At 74.1% G+C, this 26800-nt stretch carries 24 protein-coding genes; 8 read left to right on the top strand and 16 right to left on the bottom strand.

The genetic code is table 11. The features are described 5' to 3' along the window. The first annotated feature begins 19 nt into the window (after positions 1-19). Positions 20-781 carry an SDR family NAD(P)-dependent oxidoreductase gene (locus tag MF672_RS08675; protein WP_242372456.1) on the top strand — a complete coding sequence of 254 codons (762 nt, stop codon included), beginning with the start codon at positions 20-22 and terminating at the stop codon, positions 779-781. Here the strand turns inward: MF672_RS08675 and MF672_RS08670 are convergent. Continuing rightward, positions 751-1524, bottom strand: a complete 774-nt coding sequence (locus tag MF672_RS08670; protein WP_242372458.1) for a hypothetical protein — start codon at positions 1522-1524, stop codon at positions 751-753. The two genes, MF672_RS08675 and MF672_RS08670, sit on opposite strands and share 31 nt — an antisense overlap. An 82-nt stretch (positions 1525-1606) precedes the next feature. Continuing rightward, complete coding sequence (locus tag MF672_RS08665; protein ID WP_242372460.1) at positions 1607-3136, bottom strand: golvesin C-terminal-like domain-containing protein; 1530 nt, start codon at positions 3134-3136, stop codon at positions 1607-1609. A gap of 190 nt (positions 3137-3326) precedes the next feature. On the opposite strand from MF672_RS08665, the gene MF672_RS08660 reads away from it, so the two are divergent. Continuing rightward, a complete protein-coding gene (locus MF672_RS08660; RefSeq protein WP_242372463.1) occupies positions 3327-5273 on the top strand; it encodes a family 10 glycosylhydrolase in 1947 nt (648 codons plus the stop codon). A gap of 285 nt (positions 5274-5558) precedes the next feature. Next, positions 5559-6404 (top strand): sensor histidine kinase, encoded by an 846-nt coding sequence (locus MF672_RS08655; protein WP_247815207.1) that lies wholly within the window; start codon positions 5559-5561, stop codon positions 6402-6404. Between the two features lie 47 nt (positions 6405-6451). Here MF672_RS08655 and MF672_RS08650 read toward each other — a convergent pair whose 3' ends face one another. After that, positions 6452-6685 (bottom strand): DUF397 domain-containing protein, encoded by a 234-nt coding sequence (locus MF672_RS08650; RefSeq protein ID WP_242372466.1) that lies wholly within the window; start codon positions 6683-6685, stop codon positions 6452-6454. Further along, positions 6675-7478 carry a helix-turn-helix domain-containing protein gene (locus tag MF672_RS08645; protein WP_247815206.1) on the bottom strand — a complete coding sequence of 268 codons (804 nt, stop codon included), beginning with the start codon at positions 7476-7478 and terminating at the stop codon, positions 6675-6677. The genes MF672_RS08650 and MF672_RS08645 overlap by 11 nt, the downstream gene beginning before the upstream one ends. 177 nt (positions 7479-7655) lie before the next feature. On the opposite strand from MF672_RS08645, the gene MF672_RS08640 reads away from it, so the two are divergent. Next, a complete protein-coding gene (locus MF672_RS08640; protein WP_242372472.1) occupies positions 7656-7841 on the top strand; it encodes a hypothetical protein in 186 nt (61 codons plus the stop codon). On the opposite strand, the gene MF672_RS08635 is transcribed toward MF672_RS08640, so the two are convergent. From MF672_RS08635 to MF672_RS08605, 7 genes are all read right to left on the bottom strand, one after another. Continuing rightward, positions 7826-9250, bottom strand: coding sequence for a pyridoxal phosphate-dependent decarboxylase family protein (locus tag MF672_RS08635; RefSeq protein ID WP_242372475.1), 1425 nt, complete (start codon positions 9248-9250; stop codon positions 7826-7828). The two genes, MF672_RS08640 and MF672_RS08635, sit on opposite strands and share 16 nt — an antisense overlap. Beyond that, entirely contained in the window at positions 9247-10608 is a 1362-nt protein-coding gene (locus MF672_RS08630) for an MFS transporter (protein ID WP_242372478.1), read from the bottom strand. The genes MF672_RS08635 and MF672_RS08630 overlap by 4 nt, the downstream gene beginning before the upstream one ends. Then, positions 10605-11234, bottom strand: a complete 630-nt coding sequence (locus MF672_RS08625) for a TetR/AcrR family transcriptional regulator (protein ID WP_242372480.1) — start codon at positions 11232-11234, stop codon at positions 10605-10607. Before MF672_RS08625 ends, MF672_RS08630 begins: the two co-directional genes overlap by 4 nt. A gap of 61 nt (positions 11235-11295) precedes the next feature. Then, positions 11296-11718 carry a hypothetical protein gene (locus tag MF672_RS08620; protein ID WP_242372483.1) on the bottom strand — a complete coding sequence of 141 codons (423 nt, stop codon included), beginning with the start codon at positions 11716-11718 and terminating at the stop codon, positions 11296-11298. A 58-nt stretch (positions 11719-11776) separates the two neighbouring features. Further along, positions 11777-12100 (bottom strand): PadR family transcriptional regulator, encoded by a 324-nt coding sequence (locus MF672_RS08615; protein WP_242372486.1) that lies wholly within the window; start codon positions 12098-12100, stop codon positions 11777-11779. Positions 12101-12156: 56 nt separating this feature from the next. Beyond that, positions 12157-14688: a glycoside hydrolase family 9 protein gene (locus MF672_RS08610; RefSeq protein ID WP_242372489.1), complete on the bottom strand. Its 2532-nt coding sequence runs from the start codon at positions 14686-14688 to the stop codon at positions 12157-12159. A 104-nt stretch (positions 14689-14792) separates the two neighbouring features. Then, positions 14793-18242: an ATP-binding protein gene (locus MF672_RS08605; protein WP_247815205.1), complete on the bottom strand. Its 3450-nt coding sequence runs from the start codon at positions 18240-18242 to the stop codon at positions 14793-14795. Between the two features lie 169 nt (positions 18243-18411). Between MF672_RS08605 and MF672_RS08600 the strand changes: the two genes are divergently transcribed. After that, a complete protein-coding gene (locus MF672_RS08600; RefSeq protein ID WP_242382683.1) occupies positions 18412-18891 on the top strand; it encodes a hypothetical protein in 480 nt (159 codons plus the stop codon). A 96-nt stretch (positions 18892-18987) separates the two neighbouring features. Here the strand turns inward: MF672_RS08600 and MF672_RS08595 are convergent, their stop codons facing one another. Further along, positions 18988-20133, bottom strand: a complete 1146-nt coding sequence (locus MF672_RS08595; protein WP_242382682.1) for an alkaline phosphatase PhoX — start codon at positions 20131-20133, stop codon at positions 18988-18990. 104 nt (positions 20134-20237) lie between these two features. Continuing rightward, positions 20238-20834, bottom strand: coding sequence for a GNAT family N-acetyltransferase (locus MF672_RS08590; RefSeq protein ID WP_242382681.1), 597 nt, complete (start codon positions 20832-20834; stop codon positions 20238-20240). A gap of 244 nt (positions 20835-21078) precedes the next feature. Between MF672_RS08590 and MF672_RS08585 the strand changes: the two genes are divergently transcribed. Beyond that, entirely contained in the window at positions 21079-22737 is a 1659-nt protein-coding gene (locus MF672_RS08585; protein ID WP_242382680.1) for a carbamoyltransferase family protein, read from the top strand. On the opposite strand, the gene MF672_RS08580 is transcribed toward MF672_RS08585, so the two are convergent. Then, complete coding sequence (locus tag MF672_RS08580; protein WP_242382678.1) at positions 22721-24079, bottom strand: N,N-dimethylformamidase beta subunit family domain-containing protein; 1359 nt, start codon at positions 24077-24079, stop codon at positions 22721-22723. The two genes, MF672_RS08585 and MF672_RS08580, sit on opposite strands and share 17 nt — an antisense overlap. Positions 24080-24167: 88 nt before the next feature. Between MF672_RS08580 and MF672_RS08575 the strand changes: the two genes are divergently transcribed. Next, a complete protein-coding gene (locus MF672_RS08575; RefSeq protein WP_242382677.1) occupies positions 24168-24953 on the top strand; it encodes an N-acetylmuramoyl-L-alanine amidase in 786 nt (261 codons plus the stop codon). A 9-nt stretch (positions 24954-24962) separates the two neighbouring features. Here MF672_RS08575 and MF672_RS08570 read toward each other — a convergent pair whose 3' ends face one another. Further along, positions 24963-25148 (bottom strand): hypothetical protein, encoded by a 186-nt coding sequence (locus MF672_RS08570; RefSeq protein WP_242382675.1) that lies wholly within the window; start codon positions 25146-25148, stop codon positions 24963-24965. 245 nt (positions 25149-25393) lie between these two features. Between MF672_RS08570 and MF672_RS08565 the strand changes: the two genes are divergently transcribed. Then, complete coding sequence (locus MF672_RS08565; RefSeq protein WP_242382673.1) at positions 25394-26212, top strand: SAM-dependent methyltransferase; 819 nt, start codon at positions 25394-25396, stop codon at positions 26210-26212. Here MF672_RS08565 and MF672_RS08560 read toward each other — a convergent pair. Then, positions 26202-26780: a hypothetical protein gene (locus MF672_RS08560; protein WP_242382671.1), complete on the bottom strand. Its 579-nt coding sequence runs from the start codon at positions 26778-26780 to the stop codon at positions 26202-26204. The genes MF672_RS08565 and MF672_RS08560 overlap by 11 nt on opposite strands. Positions 26781-26800 lie beyond the last annotated feature (20 nt).

The following is a 26800-nucleotide window of genomic DNA, read 5'->3' as shown; positions in this document are numbered from 1 at the left end:
GAACGATTGGTATTGAATTATGACAGCTCGTTTCGCGGGAAAAGTCGCGCTCGTCACCGGCGCCACCGGAGTGGTGGGCGCGGCGGTGGCCCGGGCCTACGCCGGCGAGGGCGCCGCGGTGCTGGCCGCCGGGCGTGACCCCGGCCGGCTGGCCGCGCTCGTCAAGGACATCGAGGCGGACGGCGGGCGGGCGAGCGCCTTCGCCGCCGACGTCACCCGCTCGGCCGAGGCCGCCGCCATGGTCGACGCCGCGGTCTCCCGGTACGGCGGGCTCGACGTGGCCTGCAACGCGGCCGGCATCTTCGGCATGCTCGCGCCCGCCGCCGACTACGACGAGGACGTCTGGGACCAGGTGCTGGCGGTCAACCTGAAGGGCGTCTTCCTGACCATGAAGCACGAGATCCGCCACATGCGCGCGCACGGCGGCGGGACGATCGTCAACGTCGCCTCCAACCTGGGCGCGCACTGGCGGCTGCCGGGGGCCGCCGCGTACGCCGCGTCGAAGGCCGCCGTCAGTCACCTGACCCGCACCGCCGCCCGCGACCACATCGCCGACGGCGTCCGGATCAACGCGGTCAGCCCGGGGCCGATCGACTCGCCCATGTCCACGCGCCCCGGCGAGACCCGCGAGCAGCGGGACGAGCGGATGAGCGCCTCCCTGCCCATCGGGCGGGTGGCTGCGCCCGAGGAGATCGCGGCGGCGGTGCTCTGGCTGACCTCGCCCGAGTCGGGCTTCGTCGTCGGCCAGGATCACGTCATCGACGGCGGCGCCACCGCCTGACCGCGGCCGCGCAGGCCCATGAGCCAGGCCCCGAGCGTCCGCCCGCTCAGCACGTAACCGATCACCGCGACCGGGAGCAGCAGCCGCGCGGGCTCGGACACGACGGCGTCGAGAACGAGCCAGTTCCACAGGCCGTACTCCAGCGCGTCCGCGGACGAGCGCGCCACGAGGACGACGCACACCACGACCACCCAATAGTCGATCAGGACCGCCCCCGCCCGCCGCGCCACCCGGCTCGCGGGGGCGGCGGGCCGCTCCTCGGCCGGGCCCAGCACCTGCGTCGCGAGCAGCACCAGCACGGCGGCCACCAGCGGGGCCGTCACCGCCGTCCCGCCGAACTGGCCGCTCACCTCCGCCAGCCACTCGCCGCTGAACATCGGCACGGTGTCGCAGGCCGCCGGATCCCAGTACGGCCACACGAGCGGCCCGAGCACGGCGATCGACGCGAGCGCCCCGGCCGTCCGCCGCCCCGCCACCGCTGAGTGCCAGCGGGAGAAGCCCGCCAGGACCACGAGCGCGGGGACCGCCCACGTGACGGCGATCTGGCAGAGCGCGTCGAGGTCGCCGCGCAGCGCCAGGACGACCGGCGTGACCAGCCAGTGCCACATGCCGTCGGCGGAGAAGGCGTCGGACACGCAAACGCTCAACTCCGTGCCCGCGGTGCGGGCGCTCCACGACTCGTAGGTCGGGAAGGCGGCGGCGCACAGGGCGCCCAGCCAGGTCAGTAACGCTGATGGCGGCACGCGGAGCTCCGTTTTTGCGTGCCACCATAACGGCCGCGGGCCCGCGCCCTCCACGAGGACGCGGGCCGCCGGTCGGAGGGGGTCAGACGCGGCTGATGCGGACGGCGTCGGCGATGACGTAGCCCGTGCCGGCCGTCCACCGGCTCAGGCCGACCACGTTGTACGTCCCCGCGCTCAGCGAGAACGTGCCGATGCTCTTCCAGGCCCCGCCGCCGCTCCGCTGGTCGACGTACACGGTCTGGTTGCCGCCCGAGGCCGCCACGATGTACGGCGCCGAGCTGTTGTAGCCCGGGTCGGCCGGGTACCAGACCTCGACGCGGTAGGTGCCGGCGCTCGGGATGGTGGCCGAGTACCACGCCGGGTCGCTGGCGGAGACCGGGTCGGCGAAGCGGTAGTCGGCGCCGTAGCGCTGGCTGGAGTAGGTGGAGGTGCCCCAGTTGGCGCTCGCGGTGAACTGGCCGGAGGTGGAGTTGTCCACGGTGGTGGTCCACGAGGGGGTGCCGCCGCCGGTCACGTAGTTCATGTACGTGGTCCAGTTCCAGTAGGAACCGGGGTCGGTGTGGGTGGCGCCGGGCACCTCGTTGTGGCCGATGATGTGGCTGCGGTCCTTCGGGATGCCGTACTTGTCGCAGATGGCCTTGGTCAGGGCCGCGGACGCCCGGTACATCGCGTCGGTGAACCACGAGGCCTCGCTGACGTAGCCCTCGTGCTCGATGCCGATGGAGCGGGTGTTGTAGGTCCAGTTGCCGGCGTGCCAGGCGATGTCCTTCTCCCGCACCATCTGGGTGATGGCGCCGTTGGAGGACTTGACCACGTAGTGGGCGGAGACCTGGGCGCTGGAGTTCTGGAACCAGGAGATGGTGCCGGCGTACGAGCCCTGCGTGACGTGGATGACCACGCGGTCGATGGCGTAGCTCGACGGGCGGCTGGAGGCGGTGTAGTTGCTGGAGCTGGCGGCGACCCAGGCGGCGGGGCCGTAGTCGGTGCTGAGGATGCTCGCGTCGGCCTTGGCGTTGAGGTCGCGGGCCTTGGCGTACTCGCCCCGGTCGGCGGTGACCTCCTGCGGCTTGACCTGCACGCCGTGGAGGTCGATGCCGAGGCCGAGGCCGTCGTAGACGGCGTCGGCGTACAGGCGGGCGAGCTCGGGCGTGGTGGCGTTGCCGTACTTGGCGACCGCCTGGTACCAGCGGCCGGCGTCCTTGCGGGCCGGCTCGTCGAGGCCGAGGGCGTCGGCGTGGGAGCGGAGGACGGCGGCGCCGCCGAGGATGTTGGCGGCGTCGTCGGTGCGCAGCTTCTCCACCGGGAGCCCGGTCAGCTCGGCGGCCTTCTCCAGGGAGTGGTTGGTGGGGTTGCTGACCAGGTGCATCACGCCGTAGCCGCCGCTGGCGCTGGGCTCGCCCCGGTGCCCGTCGAGGTGGGTCTCGGCGTAGGCGAGGGCGACCAGCAGATCGCGCGGCACGTCGTACTGGGCGGCCGCCTTGGCGAAGGCGGCGGGGAGCGGGCCGTCCTGGGCGACCGGCTGGGCCAGGGCGGGCCGGCCTGCGGCGATGAGGAGGAGGACGGCGAGGAAGGAGGTGGCGAGGGCTGCTAATCGCGTGCGGGCGAGTCTCATGGGGGTGCTCCTCGTTCACAAGGGTGACGGCTCGCACGCTACGACACCCACCTGACGAATGTCGATAATTGACATTACTTGCGGGTTAAGTGAAACTTTTCACCCTCGTTGACAGGGTGTCCGAAGTTGGGCCCCCGCAAAATGGTGAAAACTATTGCGCTATGGGGTCAATGCGCTGAAACTTCCCTTCGTGACCGCGCTCCCGCGTACCGTCCTGGCGGCGCTGCTCGCCGCATTCGTCACCCTCGTCGCCCCCGGCCCCGCGGCCGTCGCCGCCGCCTGCACCACTGATCCCGCCACCCCGAAGCGCCAGCTCCGGGCCATGTGGATCTCCTCGGTCGCCAACATCGACTGGCCGAGCCGCACCGGGCTGAGCGCCGCCGCCCAGCAGGCCGAGTTTCGCGCCTGGCTGGACCTCGCGGTCGCCAAGCGCATGAACGCCGTGGTCGTGCAGGTCAGGCCGACGGCCGACGCGTTCTGGCCCTCGCCGTACGAGCCGTGGTCGCAGTGGCTGACCGGCACCCAGGGCGGCGACCCGGGCTACGACCCGCTGGCGTTCATGGTCAGCGAGGCCCACGCCCGCAACCTGGAGTTCCACGCCTGGTTCAACCCGTACCGGATCGCCAACCACGACGACCCGAGCAAGCTGGTCGCCACGCACCCCGCCCGGCAGAACCCCGGCTGGCGCTTCGCCTACGGCGGCAAGCTCTACTACAACCCCGGCATCCCGGCGGTCCGCGACTTCATCGAGGACGCGATCATGGACGCCGTCTCGACGCACGACGTGGACGGCGTGCACCTCGACGACTACTTCTACCCGTATCCGGTGAGCGGCGAGCCCATCCCCGACTCCGCCACCTTCGCCCAGTACGGCGGCTCGTTCGGCAACGTCGCCGACTGGCGGCGGGAGAACGTGAACCTCCTGGTCAAGGAGCTGGACCAGCGCATCCACGCGGCCAAGCCGCACGTCTCCTTCGGCGTCAGCCCGTTCGGGATCTGGCGCAACTCCGGCACCGACCCGCTCGGCTCGCGCACCTCCGGCCTCCAGTCCTACGACGCGATCTACGCCGACAGCCGCACCTGGGTCAAGCAGGGCTGGGTCGACTACATCTCGCCGCAGATCTACTGGCACCTCGGCTTCTCCACCGCCGCCTACGAGGTGCTCACCGCCTGGTGGTCCGACGTCGTCAGGGACACCGGCGTGCAGCTCGTCGTCGGCCAGGCCGCCTACCGGGCCGGCGCCTCCGGCCAGGACGCCGCCTGGCAGGACCCCGCCGAGCTGAGCGACCACCTGTACGACAACAGGAAGCACCCCGAGATCGCCGGCGACGTGTACTTCAGCGCCAAGGACGTCAAGGCCGACCGGATCGGCGCGATCACCCGCCTGGTGAGCGCCCACTACACCCGGCCCGCCCTGCTGCCCGCGCGCGGCACCGCCGCCGCCCCCGCCGCGCCCGTCATCACCGCCGCCACGCAGGGGTCCGGCGGCGTCCAGCTCGCCTGGACCGGCTCCGGCGCCGCGTACGCCGTCTACCGGGTGGCCGGCACCCCGTCCGCCGCCGACCCGTGCTTCTTCGCCGACGCCCGCAACCTGCTCGGCACCACCCGCGCCAGGACGTTCACCGACACCACGGCGAGCGGCCAGAGCACCTACTACGTCACCGCGCTCACCAGGACCCACCAGGAGAGCGCGCCCAGCGCGGGCCGGAGCGCCGGCTCCGCGGGCGGCGCGTTCAGCGTGACGCTCGACAACGCCGCCGCCGGCTTCACCGCGAGCGCGAGCTGGGGCACCTCCACCTACTCCGGCCAGCTCTACGGGAGCGACTACCGCTTCGCCGACCCGGTCGCCGCCAGCGACCCCGCCTGGTACGCGGCGACGATCCCGAGCGCGGGCAGCTACCGGGTGGAGGTGTGGTACCCGGCGAACGCCGGCTACAACAGCGCGACGCCGTACGTCGTGGCGGCCTCCGGCGGCAGCCAGACCGTCGTCGTGGACCAGCGGAGCGGCGGCGGGGCGTGGCGGAGCATCGGCACGTTCTCACTGGCCGCGGGGACGTACAACGTGGTCGGCGTGAGCCGCTGGACCTCGGCCGCCGGTTACGTCATCGCGGACGCCGTCCGCATCACCAAGGTGTGAGCGACGCCTGGGCAGGGGCGGCCGGTGATCGTACGATGAGCCGGTGGACGGTGTCCGCCCGCGGCCTGCCGAGGCGGTCGCGGTCCTCGTCGCGGCGGGCATGACGCTGGCGGCCCACCCGCCGGGGCCGTTGCTCCCGCTCCTGCTCGCGGCCACGGTGCCGCTGCTGTGGATGCGGCGCGCGCCGCTGACCGCCGCCTGGGCCGCCGCGGCCACGGCCGCGCTGCTGCCGGTGTTGTGCGTGCTCGCGCCCGCCGCGGTCCCGCCGCTGGAGAGCCTGCCGCTGTGGCCGCCGGCCGGGCCGTTCGCGGCGTACGCGGCCATGGCGTTCGCGCCGAGCGGCACCGCGCCGCCCGCCGCTGGGCGCCGGTGCTCGCCCTCGCCCTGGCCGTGCTGCTGCTCGCCGGCTGGCCGGGCGCGGCCCTCCTCGTGCTGCGCACCGAGGTGGTGCTCGCCCTCGCCCTCCTGTACGGCCTGTACGCCGAGTCCGCCACCCGCCTGCGGCGCGCGCTGGAGGAGCGGGCCGCCCGGGTGGAGCGCGAGCGGCTGGCCGGCGAGATGCACGACGTCGTCACCCACCGGGTCAGCCACATGGTGCTGCGCGCCGGGACGCTGGCCGAGGAGGCGGGCGACGAGCGCTCCCGGGCGGCGGCCGAGGAGCTGCGGGCGGCCGGCTGCGCGGCGCTGGAGGAGCTGCGGCACATGAGCGCGCTGCTGCGGCGCGGCACCGGCGAGGGCTTCGACCTCGGGCTGCCGCTGCCCGACCTGCGCTCGCTGGTGTCGGAGTCGGCCTTCCGGGGCGTGCCGGCGAAGCTGGTGGTGAGCGGCGTGCCGGTGTCCGTGCCGGGGGCGGTGGGGCGGACCGCGTACCGGGTGGTGCAGGAGGCGCTGGCCAACGTGCGGGCGCACGCGCCGGGCGCGGACGCCCGGGTGGAGGTGCGCTACCTGCCGGGCGTGGTGCGGATCAGCGTGCGCAACGCGCGGCCGGAGGAGCCGGTCGCGCCGGGCGGGCCGGGCGGCGCGGGGCTGCGCGAGGTGAGCCAGTGGGTGGAGCTGGCGGGCGGCACGCTCAAGGCGGGCCCGGAGGAGGACGGCGGCTTCCTGGTCACGGCCACCCTCCCCACGAGCTGACCTCTCCCCGGCAGCGAGGCACGGCTGCTGGTAAGCGGATATTCCGGTTAAAAGTCGAATTCGCCGAGTTTCGCCCCGCCGACGAATGCGCGGAACACGCTGCCGCGCAGGATCATCGGCGGCACGTCGGGCTGCTCGGAATCGCGGATCGCGTACCGGTCGCCGCTCAGCCTGGCGGCGAAAAGGCAGTTGCCGCCGCTGGAGCCGGAGAGCGAGGACTTCGTCCACCGCGTGCTCTCCAGCTCGGCCCGCAGCTCGTCGGTCGATTCGTCACTCGTCATACTTCGCCGCCACCTCACGTACTAGTCGCTGACTCACGTGTATGGGGTGCGCCCACGTGTGGATCGCGTCGTACCTGAGGTTAACCCGCCGTACCGTCTCCTCGTGGGCAGTTACCGAGCCCTGGGCGGCGTCCTCCAGAGAGATGTGCTCGGGCATGCCCTCGCCCCGGGCGAGCGCGAAGCCGCCGAGCAACCCCGCCGTGGCGCCCACCTCCAGCGGCACGATCTGTAAAGAGATATTCGGCCGCTGGGCCATTTCCTGCAGGTGTCCCAGTTGTTCGCGCATCACCTCCCGGCCGCCCACCGGGCGCCGCAGCACGCACTCGTCCATGAGGGCCCAGAACATCGGCGGATGGGCCCGCTCGAACACCGCCTGCCGCCGCATCCGGGTCTCGACGGCCTCCGCCACCCATTGTTCGGTGGCCCCCGGTTCGGCGGACAGCAGGGCGCGCGCGTAGCGGGGCGTCTGGAGCAGCCCCGGGACAACGAGCGGCTCCCATGTGCGGATGGTGTGCGCGTTCTCCTCCACGCGCGGCCACTCCCTGAACCACTTCGGCACCGTCATCGCGGTCGTGTTGGGCAGCCGGCTGAGCAGGTCGCCGTTCAGCTCCAGCGCGGCCTCGGCGGCGAGCGTGAAACCCCTCGTCGGCCGGCGTTTGCCGCGCTCGATCAGCCCCACCAGGCTCTCGCTGCAGGACAGCACCGCGCCCAGCGCCGCCTGCGACAGCCCGGCCGCCACCCGGGCCCTTCTCAACACCTCGCCGTACGTTTCCAGCCGCTCGTCCACCGACATGCCAGGTCCCGTCGTCTGTCTGGACACGGACAGTGCCGCGCTGGTTACAACGTAACCCGGACACGGCACCCTGGTAAGTGGCCGTCGAAAACCGCGCCGGGCTTCCGGACATTCACCTCCCTCCGTTGTCCGGACCGGCGAAAGGAAAGGTGATTTCGTGCCTACGGCGAGGACGTCGTGACGGGGATCAGGCGGATCGCCGGATGGGAGATCCTGGAGGGCGCGGGCGGCGGCTACATCGCGGTCCGCGTCGTGCCCGTGCCGCCGGGCAGCGGGCAGTCCAACGTGCGCTGCGGCAAGACGCTGACGGAGCTGTACCGGCGGCTGGAGCAGGAGCGGCGCCGGGCTCAGCCGGTGCCGTAGAGCACCGAGAGGAAGCGCACCAGCACGGCCTCGCGGCTGCTCGCCGGCAGGGCGTCCAGCACCGTGTTGACCACCGCCATCTCGGGCTGGCCCGCGCCCGGCCGCAGGTCCGCCCCCACCGAGGCGGCCAGCTCGGCGAAGGCGGCGTCGTCGAGGGCGTCCAGGTCGAGGCCGGCCACCAGCTCGACCAGCCCCTCGGGCAGGACGACCGGGCCGCGCTCCCGGGCGGCGGCGGCCGCGTCGGCGATGACCTTGAGCATGGCCTCCACCCCGGCCAGCGTCACGCCGGTGACGGTGATGTGCAGGTTGGCCGGGATGCCGGCGTAGGAGAGCTGCGGCTGCAGGAACCAGCCCCGCGCGCGGGCCTCGTCGGCCAGCACGAACACGTCGAGGTCGGCGCCCGCGAAGGCCACCAGCGACGACTCGGGCGCGCCCAGCACCCGCAGCCCCGGGATGGCCGCGATGCCCTCGCGCAGCCTGGTCGCCGCCTCCAGCGTGGCCCGGCCCAGCTCGGCGTACCCCTCCCGGCCGAGCGCCTGGAGCGTGGCCCACGCGCCGCCGAGCGGCCCGGCCGAGCGCGAGCTCTGCACGGTCGCGTTGATGATCGTGTACCCGGGCCAGGCCGCCGAGGCGAAGTACGCCCTGCGCCGCATCGCGGGATCGGCGAACAGCACCACCGAGGCCCCCTTCGGCGCGTACCCGAACTTGTGCAGGTCGCAGGAGATCGACGTCACGCCGGGCACCGACAGGTCGAACGGCGGGATCTCGGCCCCGGCCGCGCGCAGCCACGGCAGCAGCCAGCCGCCGACGCAGGCGTCCACGTGGCAGGGCACGCCGGCCGCCGCCGCGACGGCGGCGACCTCCTCGACCGGGTCGAGCACGCCCTGCGGGTACGACGGCGCGGAGACGACCACCAGGACCGTGTCCCCGGTGATCGCCGCGGCCACGTCGGCCGCCCGCACCCGGTACGTCTCCAGGTCCACCGGAATGGCGACGACCTCCACGCCGAGGTAGTGCGCGGCCTTGTGGAAGGCGGGGTGCGCGGTGACCGGCACCACCAGGTTGGGCCGCGCCCGCCCGGCCGCGTCGCGCGCCGCCTTCACCGCCAGCATGATCGACTCGGTGCCGCCGCTGGTGAAGATGCCGTGGCCGCCGCCCAGCTCGTCCGCGACCGCGCCCACGACCTGCCGCTCCATCTCCACGATGCTGGGGAACGCGGTCGGGTCCAGGCAGTTGACCTCCAGCATCTCGAAGTACGCGCGCGCCGCCGCGTCGCTGACCTCGGCGCGGCCGGTGTCGTACACGTAGGCGGTCACCTGGCCGCCGCGCACCGGCAGGTCGTGCCGCTTGAGCCGGGCGAGCTCGGCCAGCAGGTCGCCGGTGGCGCGTCCGGTCGGGGGGAGGTTCACACGGGCTCCTTGGCGAGACGGCCGTACCAGGCCACGAACGGCAGGCTGATCAGCATGAGCAGGGCGGGCAGCGCGGTGAAGCCGAGCAGCAGCCCGGTCAGCGCCGCCGGCTCCTGCGGGACGGGCGACTCGGTGGGCGCGGACACGAACCCCGACCCGGCCAGCACCAGCGCGAACAGGCCGGGCCCGAGCGCCAGCCCGGCGGTCTCGCCCGCCGTCCACAGGCCGGTGAACGCGCCCGACTGCGCCTGCCCGGTGCGGGCGGCGTCGGCGTGCACGGTGTCCGGCAGCAGGGAGAGCGGCAGCAGTTGCAGCGCCGCGTAGCAGACCCCGGCCAGCGCCGTCAGCGCCAGCGTGGCGACCAGCCCGCCCGTGCCGGCCCCGGCGCCGGGCCCCGCCGCCGCGATCGCGGGGATCAGCGCGAACGCGACCGCGCAGAACCCGGCCGAGGCCGCCAGGTAGCACCGGACCGGCCCGTGCCGCCGGGCCAGCCAGGCCCAGCCGGGCACCGCGAGCATGCTGGGCCCGACCAGGCAGACGAACATCACCGACGTCAGCCCGTAGTCGCCCAGCCGGTACGACGCCACGTACGGCGCCCCGGCCAGCATCACCGCCACGGCCAGCGCCTGCGTCACGAACGCGGTCAGCAGCACGAAGAACGGCAGGTTGCCGCGCGCCAGCCGGACGGCGGCGACCAGGCCGAGCTGGCGCGGCCCCGGCCGCGACGGCACCCAGCGGGTGGCCAGCGTCGCGGCGGCCAGCGCCGCCGCCATGACCGCGCCGACGACCACGCCCATGACCGCGTACCCGGCCCGGCCGCCGCCCGCCAGGTCCACCACGGCGGGGGCCAGGCCGCCCGCGACAAGGATGCCGACCGTCAGGCACACCACCCGCCAGGACATGATCCGGGTCCGCGCGGCCTGGGTGCCGGCCATCTCGGCGGGCAGGGCCACGTACGGGACCTGGAAGCAGGCGAAGGCGGTGGCCGCCAGCAGGAACGCCGCCCCGGGCCAGAGCGCCCCCGCCGCGCCGCCGGGCAGGCCGCCGGGCACGGCGAACATCAGCGCGAACGTCACCGGCAGCGTCGCCGCGCCGACCGCGAGCAGCCGGGTGCGGCGGCCGGTGCGCACGGCCTCGCGGTCGCTGGCCGCGCCGACGAGCGGGTTGAGCAGCACGTCCCAGATCTTCGGGGCCACCAGCACGGCGCCGGCCAGCGACGCCGGCACGCCCAGCACGTCGGTCAGGTAGTAGAGCAGCAGCAGCCCGGGGACGGCGGAGAACACGCCGGTGCCCACCGAGCCGACGCCGTAACCGAGCAGCCGGTCCCGGCCGAGCCGGCGCTCGACGGCGTGCGTCATGGGACGTCGCCGGGCAGGCCGAGCGTGCGGTGGAGGGTCAGGTGCAGGTGGGCGCGGAAGCGGCGCAGGGCCGCCCGGTCGCCGGTGCCCCGGCGGCGGCCCTCGTCGTCGAGCACGCCGCCCTTGGCGAAGCCGTGGATGGACCAGATCGCGGACCAGATCGTGTAGTCGAGGTCCACGTCCGGGTCGATGACGCCGGCCGCGCGGGCCGGGCGCAGCGCGGCGCCCACGGCGGCGATCAGCGGCTTGACGTACTGGCGCTCCAGCTCGGTGATGTCACCGGCGTCGGAGAGCCAGCGGTGCATCCACAGGGCGGGGATCTCGGGGTTGTCCACGCAGAAGTCGAGGTAGTCGTCCACGAGCCGGTGGATCGCGGGGACCGGCTCGGCGTCGGCCAGCCGGGCGAGCGCCTGCTCCAGCGCGGCCCGTTCGGCCTGGTGGGCGCGTTCCATGACGGTCAGGTACAGCTCGCGCTTGCCGCCGACGTGGTAGTTGACGGTGGCGATGTTGAGCCCGGCGGCCTCGGCGATCTGGCGGGTGGAGGTGCCGTCGTAGCCGAGGGCCGCGAAGAGCTGGGTCGCGACCTTGACGATCAGGGCCACCTGACCGCCGTCCGCTGCTGTCATGCGCCCGAACATAGTTCCGCCACCCCCTGCCGGTCAATCACTTGATGGAGATCGTTGGCGGTCAGTCCGGCGCCCAGTACTTCGTCATGATCGCGTCGAGCCGGGCCACGACCGGCCGCCAGGTCTTCGGCAGCGTGTAGCGGGTCGCGCGGTGGCCCTTGTAGGCCAGCGTGTACCTCAGGAAGTCCGCCCCCTGCGGGGGCCGCTCCGACCGGCCGAGGCGCAGGGCCTTCAGCGCCGCCCGCAGCCCGCGCTCCTCCTTGCCGGTCAGGCAGGCGTTGACGACGGGCCCGGTGCGGCGGCTCAGCCGGACGCAGCCGTTCCCGTACGCGACCACCCGGTCGTCGAACCCGGCGAAGCCGCCCTGCCTGCGGTATTCCACCAGCACGGACCTCGCCGTGGCCGCCTGGGCGGGGACCGGGGCCACGGACGCGCCCAGCGCGGGCACGAGCGCGGCCAGGAGCACGATGCGGATGATTCTCATGTTTCTTGGACGCGCGAGCGGCCCCGATCGGCTCACCCCATCGCGTCCGCGGCCGCCGTCAGGCGCCGGACGGGCGCAGGACCAGGGAGGCCGCCTCCTGCATCCGGCGGGCCTCGGCCTCCACGAGCCGCTGGCCCGCGTCGGTGATGCGGAAGTAGCGCCGGTTGCGGCCGTTGACCGTCTCCTCGCGGTCCACGCTGATCAGGCCGCGCTCGTTGAGGCGCTCCAGGATGCCGTACAGCGTGCCGACGGACGGCTGCACCCGCCCGCGCGACAGCTCCTTGATGGACTTGCTGATCGCGTGCCCGTGCAGCGGGCCGGCGCGGAGCGCCGTGAGCACGAAGTACATCGGCTCGCTCACTTCAGCGGTTCCCCTGGGCATGGGGACGACAGTATTCCGTTGAACGAAGCGTCCGCAATGCCCAGGGGACCGTGGCTCTAGCGGCAGCGGCCGCCGTTCAGGTGGAACACCTCCGGGGCCGGGTTCGGGCCGGAGGGGACGGCGGCGGTGAAGCCGAACGCCGCCGTCCTGCCCGGCCTGATCGTGCCCTGGCCCTTCGCCGTCACCACCGCGCCGGACTGCGACAACGACGCGCCCCAGTCCTGCTTCACCCGCTGGCCGCCGGGGAACGACCAGCGCAGGGTCCAGCCGTCCACCGCGTGCCGGCCGGTGTTCTCGATCGTGACCTGGGCGGCGAAGGCGTTCGGGCCGGCCGCGTGCGCGCTGTAGCGCACCCGGCAGTCCGCGCGCTCACCCCTGTCGGCCAGGAACGCCGAGACCCAGGCCAGCGGCGAGTTCCAGTTGATGGTCAGCTCGTTCGTCGACCACGACTCGATGTGGTCCACGTAGCAGAACTGCGGCTTGCAGCCCTTCAGCAGGCGCTGCGCCAGCGGGTCCTGGATGCCGGAGTTCGGGCCGCCGGCCAGCGTGCCGCGCGGCGGGTTGGGCAGGGCCGGGTCGAGCTGGTGGGCGTACCAGCGGCTGTGCTGGTTCTTCGAGGCGACCTCGCCGTAGCCGGTCACGTACGACTGGTTGAGCGCGTTGCGGCCGAGGATGTAGTCCATGCCCTCGCGGACCCCGGCCCGGTACTTCTCCTGGCCGGTCAGGTCGTAGGCGGTGGCGATGACCACCAGGTTGTTCAGCACCAGGTTGTTGGAGCCCCAGTCGTAGTCCGGCGGGTCGTACGGCAGCGCGTACGGGTGCGCCCGCTGGATCGCCAGGTACTTCTCCGCCCCCTCGACCACCGACTGCCGCACCCGGGCCCGGTCGGGCAGCCCGTTCGGCACGGTCGCCAGGTCCAGGCGGCCGAGCTGGGCCGTGTTGCCCCAGTCGAAGCCCCGGTCGCGCCAGATGTCGCCGGTGTGGTGCGGCGAGGCCAGCACGAAGTCCCTGAACTCCTTCTCGCCCGTCGTGATGTACAGCTCGGCCGCCGCCCAGTAGAACTCGTCGCTGACGTCGCCGTCGTTGTAGGCGCCGCCGCCGACGCCGTCGTTCGGGTCGGCGTACCTGGCCGGGTTGGCCTTGGCCGCCGCCCACGCCTTGCGGGCCGCCGTCAGGTTGCGGGCGGCGAAGGCCGGGTCGTACGGGGCGAACAGCCGGGCCGCCTGCGCCGCCGTCGCGGCCAGGTTCAGCGTCGCGGCCGTGGAGGGCGGGTGCAGCTCACGCGGCTGCGGGTCGAGGTGCGGCAGCAGCGGCAGGCCGGTCCAGTTCTGGTCGTGGATCTTGTGGTGCGCCATGCCGGCCAGCGGCTTGCCGTCCGGCACCTGCATGCTCAGCAGGAACTCCTGCTCCCAGCGGGCCTCGTCCAGGATGTCGGGGCGGCCGTTGCCGCTCTCCGGGATCGCGAGCTGGCCGTCCTTGAACGCGGCCCGGTCCCGCTCGTAGGCCGCCATGAGCTGGTAGACCGAGATGCCGCCGTTGACGACGTACTTGCCGTGGTCGCCGGCGTCGTACCAGCCGCCCTTGACGTCCAGCGAGTAGTCGCAGACGCCCGGCTGGCACGGCACGCTCACGTCGCCCTGGTTCGGCGCGACGCCGACGTGGCCGGCGGGACGCGCGTAGCCGGGACGCAGGCTGCCGAGGATCTCGATGCCGCTGCGCTGCGTGTAGTAGAACTTCAGCGCGTCGGTCGGGAGCTGGTCGTAGAGGTCGGCGGCGATGTCGAACGGGCGGCTGGTCTCACCGTCCGCCGTGATCGTGAAGCCCTCGCCGGTCCTGCGGTAGGAGCTGAAGTCGAGCGTGTGGACGTTCTGGCCGGAGCTGGCGTCCACGCCCCTCGGGGTGGTCCTGCCCTTGGCGACCGTCTCGTTGGCGGCGTTCTTCAGCTCCCAGTCCAGCGCGGTCGTGGCGGCGGTGACCACGGTGGCCTTCTTGGGGCCCGAGGGGAGGTAGCCGAGCATGTTCACCCGGACGCGGGGGCCGGTGTCCGGCTCGTAGACCTCGGGCTCCGCGCCGCCCTTCAGCGACACGTCGTCCATGCAGAACCTCCAGGGCTCGGCGCTGCCGCCCAGCTGGAACACCACCTGGGCGTTCGGCAGCGACACGGGGGCGGTGAAGGTGTAGGAGTAGTCGTTGCCCGAGACGCTCAGCTCGGGGGCGGCCGACAGGTACTGCGTCCACGGGTCCACCGGGAGCTGCACCAGCGCGCGGCCGACCTTGGCCGGGGTGGCGGAGGCGAAGAAGCGGTAGGCGTAGGTGTCGCCCTCGACCAGGGGGATGTCGTTCTGGCCGATGATGACGTCCCACGGGTTGGCGGTGCCGCCGGGGATGTCGGCGCACAGCCGGCCGTCCTGGGCTTCGAGGGTGACGTTGCCGGTGCCCCACCAGGGGGCGGTGCCGGCGTCGAAGGTGCCGTTCACGATCTGCTCGGGTCCCTCGTCGGCGGCGCGGGCGGACGCCGCGGGCGACAGGGCGGGGGACAGGGCGACCAGGGTGAGAAGGGCCAATAAGGCGGCCCGGCATCGGGTCATGGAGGTCCTTCGGGGGGGATTGGGAGCGCTCCCAATCCTGCTGGGCGGTCGCGGTCCCGTCAACGGCCCCGCACCATCCGCCGTTCAAGACGGTGAAACTTTCATCACCGCCGCCGTCCGGGACGGCGGCCGACGACCAGCGCCGTCCGAGCCGCCCGCTCCCGGTCGTAGGCGACCCCCAGCCGCTCCGCCGCCGCCACCGCCCGCGCGGCCGCCCGCCGCGCCGCCCGGCGCCGGCCCGCGACGGCCAGCGTGAGCGCGTCCGCCCAGCCGATCCGGGCGGCGGCCCCGGGTTCCCGGCCAGGTAACGGGCCAGCTGCCGTGCAACCGCCGCGCCACCGCCCGCGCCGCCGCAACCCCGGGTGCGCGGGTGCGGCGGCCGGCGCGGCGGCCGGCGTGCCCGCATGCCGCCAGAGCAGCTCGGCGAGGCCGGTCCAGCATTCGAGCATGCCGGGCTGGGCGGCGGGCAGCCGGGCCGCCAGAGCCAGCGCCTCGTCCAGGGCCTCGGGTGCCGGACGGAGCCCGAGGCGGGCGGAGGCGGTGAGCAGCCGCAGGCGCTGGATCGTCCGCGCGGCCTCGCTGTCCCGCAGCCCGAACGCCTCCCCGTGCGTACGGCGCCGCTCGGCCGAGGCCCCCGCCGCCACCAGGACGTCCGCGATCTCCCGCTGCGGGACGCCGCCGGGCGCGATGCCGTCGCCGTCGTCGCCGTCGCCGTCGCCGTCGCCGTCGTCGCCGTCGTCGTCGCGGAGGCGGAGCAGGGCCTCCGCGCGGCCGGTCAGGCACCAGTGGCGGCCGATGTCGTCCCCGCCCACCCGGCGCACGGCCAGCTCCTCGGTCGCCGCGAACAGCTCCACCGCCTCGGCGAAGTCGCCCCGCCACAGGGCGGTCTCGGCGAGCATGCCCGAGCAGTTCTCGGCCGTCCTCGGGTCGAGCGTCCGGTCCCGGCCCTCGGCGAACGAGCGGCGGGCGTCCTCGAAGGCCCCCGCGTGGAGCCGGCCGAGCCCCCGCGCCAGCCGGGCGCGGCTCGCGGCGTCCGTGGGGCTGCGGACGGCGGCCAGGGCGCGGTCGGCCAGCCTGCCGTAGTGGTCGGCGAGGCGGCCCAGGCGGGCGATCCTGGCGATCGTCGCGAAGTTCGCGTACGCCTCGGCGCGCAGGGCGGTGTCGGCCGCGCGGTCGGCGGCGTTGAGCTGGCGGAGGGACGCCACCAGCATCGTGGGCAGGTCCTGCCGAAGGAAGGCCAGCCTGGCCAGCAACGTCAACGCCTGCGCAGCCTCCGCCCCAGCAGCCCGCCGCCGCCCCGACTCCGGCCCCGGCTCCGGCCCCGGCTCCGGGTCTGCGGGGAGGTGGGCGGGGGTGAGGCGGTGGACGGCTTGGCGGAGGGCGGCGGCGGCGAGGGCGGCGAGGCGGCCCGCGGGTGAGGAGGGGAGGGGCCGGCCGAGGGTGGTGAGGGCCGCGCTCGCCAGGCGGGCGGCCTCGCACTCGCGGGCGAGCTGGTGCTCGCTCAACGCCGCCATCCACAGCCACCGCGCCCGCACGTGCGCGGCCTCCGGCGTCCGGGCGAGATGGTCGTGGACGACGGCCGCCGACTCCTCGTACAACCGCAGCCGCAGGCACAACGTCCAGTAGTGGTCCAGGAAGCGGGGCCGGCGCGACGCCTGCCAGGCCAGCCGGAGGTTGTCCAGCTCGGGCCCGAGCACGCCGACGCCCTCCGGGTCGGCGCCGTCGCGCAGGGACGCCGCGTGCCGGTCGAGGAGGCGGGCGAAGTGCGCCGCGTGGCGCTCGCGGGCGTCGCGGCGGCGCTCGGGCGGGAGCCGCAGGCCGGCGAGCTGCTGGATGAGGGGGTGCACGACGTACCGGCCGGCCGGGGTGAGCTCGATCATGCTGTGGTCCACCAGCCGCACCAGCACCTGCGGCGTGGTCCTCGCCACCTCCAGCGCGGCCCGCAGCGTGCACCCGCCCCCGAACACCGACAGCGCGGCCAGCGCCTCCTGCCCCGCCCGGTCCAGCAGCCCCCAGGAGGTGTCGAACACCGCCCGCATCCCCGCGTGCCGGGCCCGTACGGCGGGACCGGAGGCGGCGAGCAGGCCGGGGTCGGCGCCGAGCCGCTGCGCCAGGTCCGCGCACGGGACGGCCCGCAGCAGGCCGGCGGCCAGCTCGATGGCGAGGGGCAGGCCGCCGGTCGCGGCGCAGACGGCCGCGACGTGCGCGGCCTCCCGCCCGGCGTCGAACGCGGGCTGCGCGCGCAGCGCACGGGCCGCGAACAACGTCTCGGCGTCGTGGGCCGGCAGCTCCTCCACCCGCACGACGCTCTGGCCGGGCAGCGTGAGCCGTCGCCTGCTGGTGGCCAGGACGCGCACGCCGGGCGCGTGCCGCAGGACGCGGGCGATGAACGCGTCGAAGGCCGGGAGGTGTTCGAGGTTGTCCAGGACCAGGAGGGTGCGGCGGCCGGCCAGCGCGGCGAGGAGGAGGTCGGCGGCGGGGCGGGGCGGGGAAAGATCCACGCCGAGGTGCCGGGCGAGCGTGGTCACGGCCGCCTCCGGCCGTACCCCGGCGAAGGAGACGAACGCGACGTCGTCCTCGCGGTCACCCCGGCCGCTGAGGCACGACGAGGCGGCGGCGTCGCGGGCGGTGGGAGGGCTCCCTCCGGCGGGAGGACTCCCTCCGGCGGGAGGGCTCTCTCCGGCGGGAGGGGGCGAGGTGGCGGCGAGGGCGAGGCGGGTCTTGCCGATGCCTCCCGGGCCCAGCAGCGTGACCAGGCGTCCGCGTTCCAGCAGGGCCCGCACCCGCCGTACGTCCGCCGCCCGCCCGATCAGCTCGGTCCCCGGTACGGGCGGGCCGGCGCGGCGGGCCGGGGGCGGGCGGCGGGCCAGGTCCCGTCGCAGGGCCAGGGTCTCGGGGGCGGGTTCGACGCCCAGGTCGGCGGACAGCCGCCGGCGCAGCTCCTCGTAGCAGGCGAGCGCCGCCGCCCGGTTGCCGCTCCCGGCCAGGCGGGCGATCAGCAGCCGGTGGGCCTCCTCGTCGTACGGGTCCAGCTCCGCCACGAGCCGCGCCAGCCGCAGCACCTGCCCCGGGTCCCGCTCCCCGGCCCGGCCGTTGCCGGTGCGGAGCAGGGCCTCGCGCAGCAGCAGGCGCACCCGCCGCCGTTCGGCCTCCAGCCAGCAGGAGAAGGAGGGCGCGTCGCAGAAGGAGACGCCGTCCAGGAACTCGCCGCGCCACAGCCGCAGCGCGCCCTCCACCGTCGGCTCCAGCGCGAGCTGCCGGTGGTCGACGAAGCACGGGTCCTCGGCGCGGAAGCGCACCTGGTCGCGGTGGATGTCGAGCCAGCCGCCGACCTCGCGGCGCAGCTCGGACAGCGCCAGCCGCAGGCTGCCCCGGGCGTTGGCGTCGGGCCGTTCGCCCCACAGCAGCTCCGCCAGCTCGGCGCGCGGGCGGGGCCCGGGGACGCTGGCGAGGTAGCAGAGCAGGGCGCGGCTCTTGGCGGAGCGGATGCCGACGGGTGTCCCGCCGACGGCCAGCTCGGGCGGGCCGAGCAGCAGCAGGGTCAGCTTCCCCATGGGCGCACACGGTAGGCGGCGACCGGGCCGCCCGGCTGTGCCGAAAGGCGCACAACGCGGGTGTTCTGTGTCACTGACCTGGGCGCTCACGGTCGGCTCACGGCGGCCTGCCCACTCTGGTGCCGGTTCCGCGAAGGCCGCGGAGCCTCGGCAACGAAGGAGAACCAGCATGCGCTCTCGACCGCTCATCGCCGCCCTCGCCCTGGCCGGCGGCATGATCGCGCCCGTGCTCGCGGTCACGGGCCCGGCCCACGCGGCCGGCTCGTGCCGCGTGGACCTCTACGACATCGACGCCAACAACGTGGCGGAGCGGGACGGCCAGGACGAGCTCCGCTTCAAGGTGGACGGGAACCTGTTCCCGAAGTTCGGCGCCAAGTACTTCGCCATGCGCAGCGGCGGCGACGGCGACCCGGGCGACTTCGGCAACCCGACGACGCTCCTGGTGGGCAGCACGAACGTGAAGTTCGACCTGCGCGAGGTCACCCCGCCGATCATCGGTGAGGGCGACAGCCTGGGCGTGGCGGTCGCCCACGCCTCGATCTGCGCCGGCCTGAGCAGCGGCGACGTCGACTACGACACGACCATCATCCAGGGACACGACGAGACCGATTACACGTACACGGTCAAGCTCAAGCTGACCGCCCAGTAGCCGCCTCCCGCGGCCCCCTGGCGAAGGCCCCGCCCCCGGTCCCCGGCGGGGCCTTCACCCGTGCCCGGCGCCGGGCGGGTTCAGCTCCGGAAGGGTTCAGCGCCGGAAGGGCCCTGTCACCTCGTACGTGATGCCGCCCGTCCCGGCGGACTCCCCGCTGGTGCCGCGCTGGGAGGAGAAGTAGAGCCGGGTGCCGTCCGGCGAGAACGCGGGCCCGGTGATCTCGGACTTGGCCTGCCCGTCGAGCCGCATGACGGGCGCGACGACCCCGTCCGGGGTGATGATGTTGATCTCCATGTTGCCGCCGTCCTCGGCCACGTAGAGGTCGCCCGAGGGCCGGCCGGTGATGTTGTCGACGCCGTCGAGCGTGCCGCCGCCGTCGTAGACGGCCTTGACGGTCTGGCGGGCCACGTCGTACGCCCACACCTTGCGGTCGCCCTTGGCGGTGAAGTAGCAGACCCCGTTGGCGTAGTGGCAGCCTTCGCCGCCGCTGAAGTGGCGGGCGGCGGAGACCTGGTGCCGGGTCTGGGTCTCCAGCACGGCGGGCCCCGGGTCGGGCACCGGCCGCCACTCGACGGCGTCGCCGCCCGCGCCGCACAGCACGTCGAGCCGGCCGCTGGACAGGTCGCCCCAGGTGGTGGGGGTGAAGCGGTAGAAGCAGCCGTCGGTCTCGTCCTCGGTGAGGTAGACCACGCGGTGGTCGGGGTCGCAGGCGGCGGCCTCGTGCTTGAAGCGGCCCATGGCGGGGCGCGGCTGGGCGGCCCGCAGGCCGTACGGGTCGGTCTCGTACACCCGGCCGCGGAAGACCTCCTCGCACGACAGCCAGGTGTTCCAGGGGGTGGCGCCGCCCGCGCAGTTGAGCGTGGTGCCGCTGAGGATGCGGTAGGCCCGCTCGATCGAGCCGTCGGCGCGGAACCTGATGGCCGAGGCTCCGCCGATGAGCGGCACCTCGGAGTTGGAGACGTAGATCCAGCCGGTGCCGTCGGCGAAGCAGGCGCCGCCGTCGGGGGCCGGGTGCCAGATCGTCCCGCCGACGGAGCGGCCGGACCTGGCCACGATGCGGCCGGTGAACCCGGCGGGCAGCGCCATGCCGTTGGCGTCGGGCGCGCCGAGCGGCCCGTACGGGCTCTCACCGGCCGAGACCGCCGCCAGGGAGGCGGCGGCGTCGTGCCACACCGCGCCGGAGAAGGCGACGGCGCCGAGTCCGGCCGAGACGGTGCGTAAGAAGGTGCGGCGGTGCATCCCTGCTCCATCCACTCGGGGTCGGGAACGAGATCGAGATTGTCATCACGATCGTTCACCTTTGCCCGCTTGTGAACCGGACGCGGGATGAATCTGCGATGACGCTATGGCTCGCCGGCCCGCCACATCGGCCAGAACAGTGTGCCGTCCGGCAGCGCGAAGGGCTCCCGCGCCCGGTAGCCGTGCCGCGCGTACAGGTCGCGGCTGCCGGCGCTGCTGGCCTCCAGGTACGCCGCCCCGCCGCCGAGCCGCCCGTGCTGGTGGCGCAGCAGCGCCGAGCCGAGCCCCTGGTTCTGCCGGTCGGGGTGCACGGCCATGACGGCCAGGTAGTGGTGCGGCTCGGCGGGGCGGTTGCGGGCGAAGAGCGCGTCGAGCGTGCGGAAGCGCTCCAGCCACTCGCCGGCGGCCTCGGCGAGACGGCGGTCGTAGCCGGCGAGGGCGGGCGGCGGCGCGGTGTGCGGGATCCAGACGGCGACCGCCCGCCCCTCCTCGGCGAGGTGGATCTCGCCGTGCTCCAGGGCGTGCTCGACGAGGATCAGGAAGCTCGCGGCGAGGACGCGGTGCCGCTCGCGCCGGTCGGGCACCAGGTAGGTCACGTGCTTGAGCCCGGCGAACGCGGTGGCGATGAGCTCGGCGACCTCGGGGGCGTCCGCGGCGGAGGCCGCGCGCACGTCCGGGCGCATGGTGAAGGTGTCTTTCATGGCGCTGGGTCCTCTCCGGTCAGGCGGGTCCGGCGGCGGACGGCGGTCCAGTCCCCATCATGCGGCGATCAGGAGGCTTCGCACAGCCATATCGGCAGATGTCTGGTTCGTAAGGAGGACCGCCCTCCCCGCCACCCCGCACAGCGGCGCGCTCTGCCGCTGACGTGTCTCTTACGTCCTTGAGAGATCCACTTGTCCTGGGCTCGGGTACGGGTGCCGTGATCACAATCAGGAGGCACCGGAGATGGCCGATTTTCCCATCGTCATCGGTATCAACCGCACCCAGGACGGATCCATCGCCGTCGCGGTCGGCGAGTCGGGCATGTACAGCCTGCAGAAGGAGCGCATCACCCGGCGCAAGCACCACTGGGGCCGGCTCGGCGACCTGCCCGACCGCTACCTGCCCGCGATGCCGCTGCTCAAGGAGCCGGTGGACCTCGTGGTCGAGGGGTACTCCTCCGACACGGAGATCGAGAACCTGGAGGAGTACCACGAGGAGCTGCGCGAGACGCTGAGCCTCAAGGAGGGCGCCCCGATCGTCCAGGTCTCGCACCACCTGAGCCATCTCTACAGCGCCTTCCACCCCTCGCCGTTCGAGCAGGCGGCCGGTCTCGTCGTGGACAACCAGGGCAGCCGGGTGCGGCACTTCACCGAGCCTTTCACGCCGCCGCCGGGGGCCTCCCCGGACCTGCTGGAGGTCGCCTCCTTCTACCGCTGCACCCGCGACGGCGTCGAGTGCCTGGCCAAGCAGCTCTGGCACGGCGACTGGGCGGACCCGGCCGGGCTCGGCTGCTTCTACGCCCTGCTCACCAAGGCGCTCTGGCCGGAGGGCGAGGGCAACGAGGGCAAGGTCATGGGCCTGGCCCCGTACGGCGACCCGGACGCGCTCGGCCTGCCCGGCCTGGACGTGCGCGAGCACGAGGTGCTGATCCCGCGCGCCTGGACAGAGGTGTTCGCCCGCCGCGAGGACTTCCTCTACGAGCCGGGCGGCGAGCCGTTCCGCCTGGCGGCGAACCTGGCCGCCGCCGGGCAGCGCGCCTTCGAGGACGCCCTGGCCGCGCTCGCCGGGTGGCTGCACGCGCGGACCGGCCTGGACCGGCTGGCCTTCGCCGGCGGCACGGCGCTCAACTGCTCGGCCAACGGCCGGCTCATCAGGCGGAGCCCGTTCCGCGAGGTGTTCATCCCGCCGAGCCCGCACGACGGCGGCACCGCGGTCGGCTGCGCCCTGTACGGGCTGGAGGCCGTGCTCGGCCGCAAGGGGAGCTGGCGCTGGGAGAACGACTACCTCGGCCCCGACCCGGACGAGAGCGAGATCACCGCGGCCGTCGGCAGCCTGCCCGAGGGCCTGGTCGCCGAGCAGCCGGAGGACCTGCTCGGCGCGATGGTGGCGCTGCTGGAGGACGGCCGCGTCGTCGGCCTGCACCAGGGCCGCAGCGAGTCGGGGCCGCGCGCCCTCGGCAACCGCAGCATCATCGCCGACCCGCGCAGACCCGACATCCAGGACTACGTCAACTACGAGGTGAAGGGCCGCGAGTGGTTCCGGCCGCTCGCCCCGCTGGTGCTCGCCGAGCACGCCCAGCGCTTCTTCGAGGTGGACCGGGCGGCGCCGTTCATGCAGTACGCCGCCGACGTCCGCCCCGAGTGCCGCGAGCTGCTGCCCGGCGTCACGCACGTGGACGGCACCGCCCGGCTGCAGACGGTGGAGCCGCGGCACACGCCGTTCCTGCACGCGCTGCTCACCCGCTGGTACGAGCGGACCGGCATGCCCGTGCTGATCAACACCTCGCTCAACGGCCCGGGCCAGCCGCTCACCGAGACGCCGGAGCACTCGATCGACACCCTGCGCACGACCGGCATGCACGCGCTGGTGATGCCGCCGTACCTGATCAGGAAGGCGGACTGACCGCCGGCGGCCCGCCGAGGCGGTCGAGCACGTTGGCCGTGATGCGCTCGACCGCCGCCGAACCGTCCAGGCCGCGTGCCCAGTCGGTGGTGGCGCCGGTGAAGACCGTGCCGCCCGCCGTGTGGAGGCCCATGGTGGCGGCCCTGTTGCCGAACCCCCAGCCGGCCGCCGCGCAGTCGCCGACCGCCAGGATGGTGAACCCGGGCGGGGTGCCGTCGGCGCAGGTGGGGACGTACGGCGGCGCGGCCTGCCGGTCGAACGCGGCCCCGTCGCACTCGTAGCCCACCAGGCACTCCTCCAGGCCGAACACGTCGCCGTCGCGCAGCCCCGTGCCCGCGTACGCCCAGTGCCCGGCGTGCTGGACGCGGAAGCCGACCGGGACGGGATGCTCGTCGCGGTCGCGCTCGCCGCCGTTGCGGAAGCTGACGCCGATCAGCTCGTTCTCCGGCGGGCCGTGCTCGTGCCAGAAGCCGGTGCGCTCGAAGGTGACGGCGTCGTGGAAGGCGACCCGCCACCAGCAGGTGTTGCCGCCGAAGAAGGCGGCGTTGCGGCCGGCCGCGACGTGCCGCGACAGCGCGGCCCGCATGGCGTCGCTCCAGTACTCGTCGTGGCCCGCGCTCAGCAGCAGCCGGTACGGCGCCAGCAGCGCGTCGCCGTCGCGGTGCAGGTCCAGGTCCGTGCAGTAGTCGACCTGGTAGCCGCGGCGCTCCAGCCAGGCGGCGAAGCGGCCGTCCCAGTGCACGAAGGTCTGGCGGGGCGTCGGGTCGTAGGGGTCGAAGTTCGTCACGTCGTACGGGACGGCGCCGGTGCCGCCGCCCGGCCGGTGCAGCGACACCCCGGGGGCCGGGTCGCCGGGGATCTCCCCAGGCTGTGGATGGTTGTACAGGCACCAGCCGCCGGAGACGTTGTAGGCGTGGTAGGTCAGCAGCGGCAGCTTGTAGAGGATGCGGGCCGCCGGGGCCGCCGGGCGGACCACGAACAGCGCCTGCGCCTCGGGGGCGTACGCGCTCGCCGGGCCGGGCCCGGCCAGGTCGCGCCCGCTGTCGTCGCCCTCCACGAGCACGGCCACGTACACGCCGGGCTCGGCCGGGGCGGGCAGCTCGTGGCCCGGCCAGGCCCGCAGCGGCTCGCCACGCGGGCCGGCGCCGTCGCGGCCCCAGTCGTGCGCGGGCAGGTGCGGCGGGGCGTCCGCGCCGGGCAGCCACGGCGACTTGGCGCACAGCGTCAGCCCGTCGCCGCACCGGTGGAACTCCACCCGGAAGCGCGGGGCGTCCGTCGCCGCCCGCAGTGTCAGCCGCCCGCCCGCGCGCGGGCTCGGCTGCTCCACATAGCCTCGGATCACACCGCCGACCTACCCCGCCGGACGACACGGAATAGCAGGTCAGCGTATGTATTGGGTTTGCCGTGCGGCGCCGGGTACGGTCGGGACCATGCGCGCCAGCCTCGCGGTCCTCACGGCACTCACGGTCACGGCCGCGCTGTCCGCCGCGTGCGGGAGCCCGCCGGTCCCCGTCGCGCGCGAGGCGGCGCTGCCCGCCACGCCGTCCGCCACCGCAGCGCCGCTCCAAGGCAGGACCGTGGTGCTCGACCCCGGCCACAACGGCGGCAACGCCGCCCACCCGGACGAGATCAACCGTCAGGTCGACATCATCAACGGCACCAAGGCGTGCAACACGACCGGCACCGAGACCGACGACGGCTACCCCGAGCACGCCTTCACCTGGGACGTCGCCGGCCGGCTCAAGCCGATCCTGGAGCGCATGGGCGCGAAGGTGGTGCTCACCCGCCCCAACGACAAGGGCGTCGGCCCGTGCGTCACCGAGCGGGCCGCCATCGGCAACGACGCCCGCGCGGACGCGGTGCTGTCCATCCACGGCGACGGCGCCCTGGCCGGCGGGCACGGCTTCCACGTGATCATGCCGGGGCTGCTGCGCGGGCACAACGACGAGGTGGTGGAGCCGTCCAGGCGGCTCGGGCGCGCCGTCCGCGACGCCTACCGGGCCGGCACCGGCCTGCCGTACGCGACCTACACCGCCAAGGACGGCCTGCAGACCCGCACCGACCTCGGCGGGCTCAACCTCTCGACCCGGCCGGCGGTCTTCATCGAGTGCGGCAACATGCGCAACCCGGGCGACGCGGCCAAGATGTCCGACCCGGCCTTCCGGCAGCGCATGGCGAAGTCCCTGGCCGCCGGGCTCCAGGACTTCCTCGCCTGAGCCGGGCTCTCAGGCCTCGTGGCAGAGGGGCTCGCCGCCCACCACGCACGCGATGTCGTCGAGCTGGACGCTGAGCAGTGTCCCGTTCATGCCGAGCACGAGCACGAGGTCCCGCCGCGACGGGTGGGCCAGCATGACCCGGCCGACGACGCCGTTGTCCAAGATCACGGTGGGGCGGCCTGCCGCGTAGTCCATTCCCTCGTGACTCCTCTCCGAGAGGGACCGGCCCCCGCCGGACCCTTCACCACCAGGATGCACAGGCGAAGGCCGCCACCGCATCGGCCATCCGGCTCTCTTTTCCTCAGGGGGCCGGGTTTTTCCTGCCCGCTAGAACGTGTTGCAGTCGAAACCCGGCTGACCGGACCTTCCGACGGAACAACGTTCGGTCGGTTGAGTAGGATGGCGTTCACGTTGTCACGTGGCTAAGGAGACGGGCGCTGGTGACCGACCTAGAACGCGTTCCGCCCGGCGTCGACCCGACGGTGCCCAGCTCGGCCCGGGTGTACGACTACCTGCTCGGCGGCAAGGACAACGTCGCCGTCGACCGCGCGGTCGCCGACCGGCTGCTCGCGGTCGCCCCCGACACCCGGCTCGTGGCGCGGGCCAGCCGCCGCTTCCAGATCGAGGCGGTGCGCCACCTCGCCGAGCAGGGCGTGCGGCAGTTCCTCGACCTGGGCACCGGCATCCCCACCTCGCCCAGCATCCACGAGACGGTCCGGGCGGTGCACCCCTCCTGCCGGGTGGTCTACGTGGACCACGACCCGGTGGTGCGGCTGCACGCCCAGGTGCTGCTGGCCGACGCCCCCGGCATCGCCGCCGTCCAGGCCGACCTGCGCCGGCCGGCCGACATCCTGACGGACCCGCACGTCACCGGGCTGATCGACGTCGACCAGCCGGTGTGCGTGCTGATGGTGGGCGTGCTGCACTACGTGATGGACGAGGAGGACCCGGCCGGCGTCGTCGCCGCCTTCCGGGAGCGGATGGCGCCGGGCAGTTACCTGGTGTTCACGCACGCCCTGGCCGAGAGCGACCCCGAGGCCGTCAAGCGGCTGCGCCAGGCCACCGACGGCACCCCCGCGCAGGCCGCCTTCCGCACCCGGGAGGAGGTGCTGCGGCTGCTGAAGGGATTCGAGCTGATCGGGCCGGGGCTGCGGCCGGTCCACGAGTGGCGGCTCGGCCCTGACGACGAGGACGTCCCGCTGCTCGACGGCACGCCGCACGTGCTCATCGCGGCCGGCGTGGGACGGGTCAGAGCTTGATCCCCCTGACGATCCGGCCGAGCCGCGGGACGAGCGGCGTCGAGGCCGTCACGGTGACGACGACGCCCTCGCGCTCCACCCAGCCGACCTGGCGGCCGGCCCCGAGCGCGCCGTCGCCCTCCTGCACGAGCACGCGCCTGCCGCCGATCGTGGCGGTGCGCACGACCTCGTGGGGGAACGTGCCGACATAGAACGGGGCGTCCCGCAACTGGCTCAGCTTCTTGGCCCGGGGCCAGCAGATCACCCGCACCGACAACGACCGGTGCCCGGGCGCGACGTCGTCGCGGTTGTCCGACCACAGGTAGCTGTACTCGGTGAGGCCGTCGTGGCGGGCGACGGTGACCTGTCCGTAGGCGAAGCCCCCGGGGAGGTAGCCCACCCGGACGCCCCTGAGCGCGGTGGCGCCCTTCGGCGGGTGGTCGCTCCGGGTGGCGTCCGACTTCCGGATGTCGGCCTTCGTCGGGGACGGGCAGGAGGGGCGGGCGGCCGCTCCGGCGGCGGGGGCGGCGATCACGGTCGCGGCGAGGCCGGCGGCCGTCAGGGCCGCGAGCCACTGGTGTCTGCTCATGTCCGGGTTGGATGCGCGGG

Source organism: Actinomadura luzonensis (genome assembly GCF_022664455.2).
GTDB classification, from domain to species: domain Bacteria; phylum Actinomycetota; class Actinomycetes; order Streptosporangiales; family Streptosporangiaceae; genus Nonomuraea; species Nonomuraea luzonensis.
Note: the sequence above shows the minus strand (reverse complement) of the source record. Positions and strands in the feature narration are given on the sequence as shown.

What these genes read in the sequence shown, in the direction of transcription:
- MF672_RS08675 (WP_242372456.1), top strand. Translation starts at nt 20, where the DNA reads ATGACAGCTCGTTTCGCGGGAAAAGTCGCGCTCGTCACCGGCGCCACC.
- MF672_RS08665 (WP_242372460.1), bottom strand. Translation starts at nt 3,136, where the DNA reads ATGAGACTCGCCCGCACGCGATTAGCAGCCCTCGCCACCTCCTTCCTC.
- MF672_RS08650 (WP_242372466.1), bottom strand. Translation starts at nt 6,685, where the DNA reads ATGACGAGTGACGAATCGACCGACGAGCTGCGGGCCGAGCTGGAGAGC.
- MF672_RS08645 (WP_247815206.1), bottom strand. Translation starts at nt 7,478, where the DNA reads ATGTCGGTGGACGAGCGGCTGGAAACGTACGGCGAGGTGTTGAGAAGG.
- MF672_RS08630 (WP_242372478.1), bottom strand. Translation starts at nt 10,608, where the DNA reads ATGACGCACGCCGTCGAGCGCCGGCTCGGCCGGGACCGGCTGCTCGGT.
- MF672_RS08625 (WP_242372480.1), bottom strand. Translation starts at nt 11,234, where the DNA reads ATGACAGCAGCGGACGGCGGTCAGGTGGCCCTGATCGTCAAGGTCGCG.
- MF672_RS08620 (WP_242372483.1), bottom strand. Translation starts at nt 11,718, where the DNA reads ATGAGAATCATCCGCATCGTGCTCCTGGCCGCGCTCGTGCCCGCGCTG.
- MF672_RS08615 (WP_242372486.1), bottom strand. Translation starts at nt 12,100, where the DNA reads ATGCCCAGGGGAACCGCTGAAGTGAGCGAGCCGATGTACTTCGTGCTC.
- MF672_RS08610 (WP_242372489.1), bottom strand. Translation starts at nt 14,688, where the DNA reads ATGACCCGATGCCGGGCCGCCTTATTGGCCCTTCTCACCCTGGTCGCC.
- MF672_RS08605 (WP_247815205.1), bottom strand. Translation starts at nt 18,242, where the DNA reads ATGGGGAAGCTGACCCTGCTGCTGCTCGGCCCGCCCGAGCTGGCCGTC.
- MF672_RS08600 (WP_242382683.1), top strand. Translation starts at nt 18,412, where the DNA reads ATGCGCTCTCGACCGCTCATCGCCGCCCTCGCCCTGGCCGGCGGCATG.
- MF672_RS08595 (WP_242382682.1), bottom strand. Translation starts at nt 20,133, where the DNA reads ATGCACCGCCGCACCTTCTTACGCACCGTCTCGGCCGGACTCGGCGCC.
- MF672_RS08590 (WP_242382681.1), bottom strand. Translation starts at nt 20,834, where the DNA reads ATGAAAGACACCTTCACCATGCGCCCGGACGTGCGCGCGGCCTCCGCC.
- MF672_RS08585 (WP_242382680.1), top strand. Translation starts at nt 21,079, where the DNA reads ATGGCCGATTTTCCCATCGTCATCGGTATCAACCGCACCCAGGACGGA.
- MF672_RS08575 (WP_242382677.1), top strand. Translation starts at nt 24,168, where the DNA reads ATGCGCGCCAGCCTCGCGGTCCTCACGGCACTCACGGTCACGGCCGCG.
- MF672_RS08570 (WP_242382675.1), bottom strand. Translation starts at nt 25,148, where the DNA reads ATGGACTACGCGGCAGGCCGCCCCACCGTGATCTTGGACAACGGCGTC.
- MF672_RS08560 (WP_242382671.1), bottom strand. Translation starts at nt 26,780, where the DNA reads ATGAGCAGACACCAGTGGCTCGCGGCCCTGACGGCCGCCGGCCTCGCC.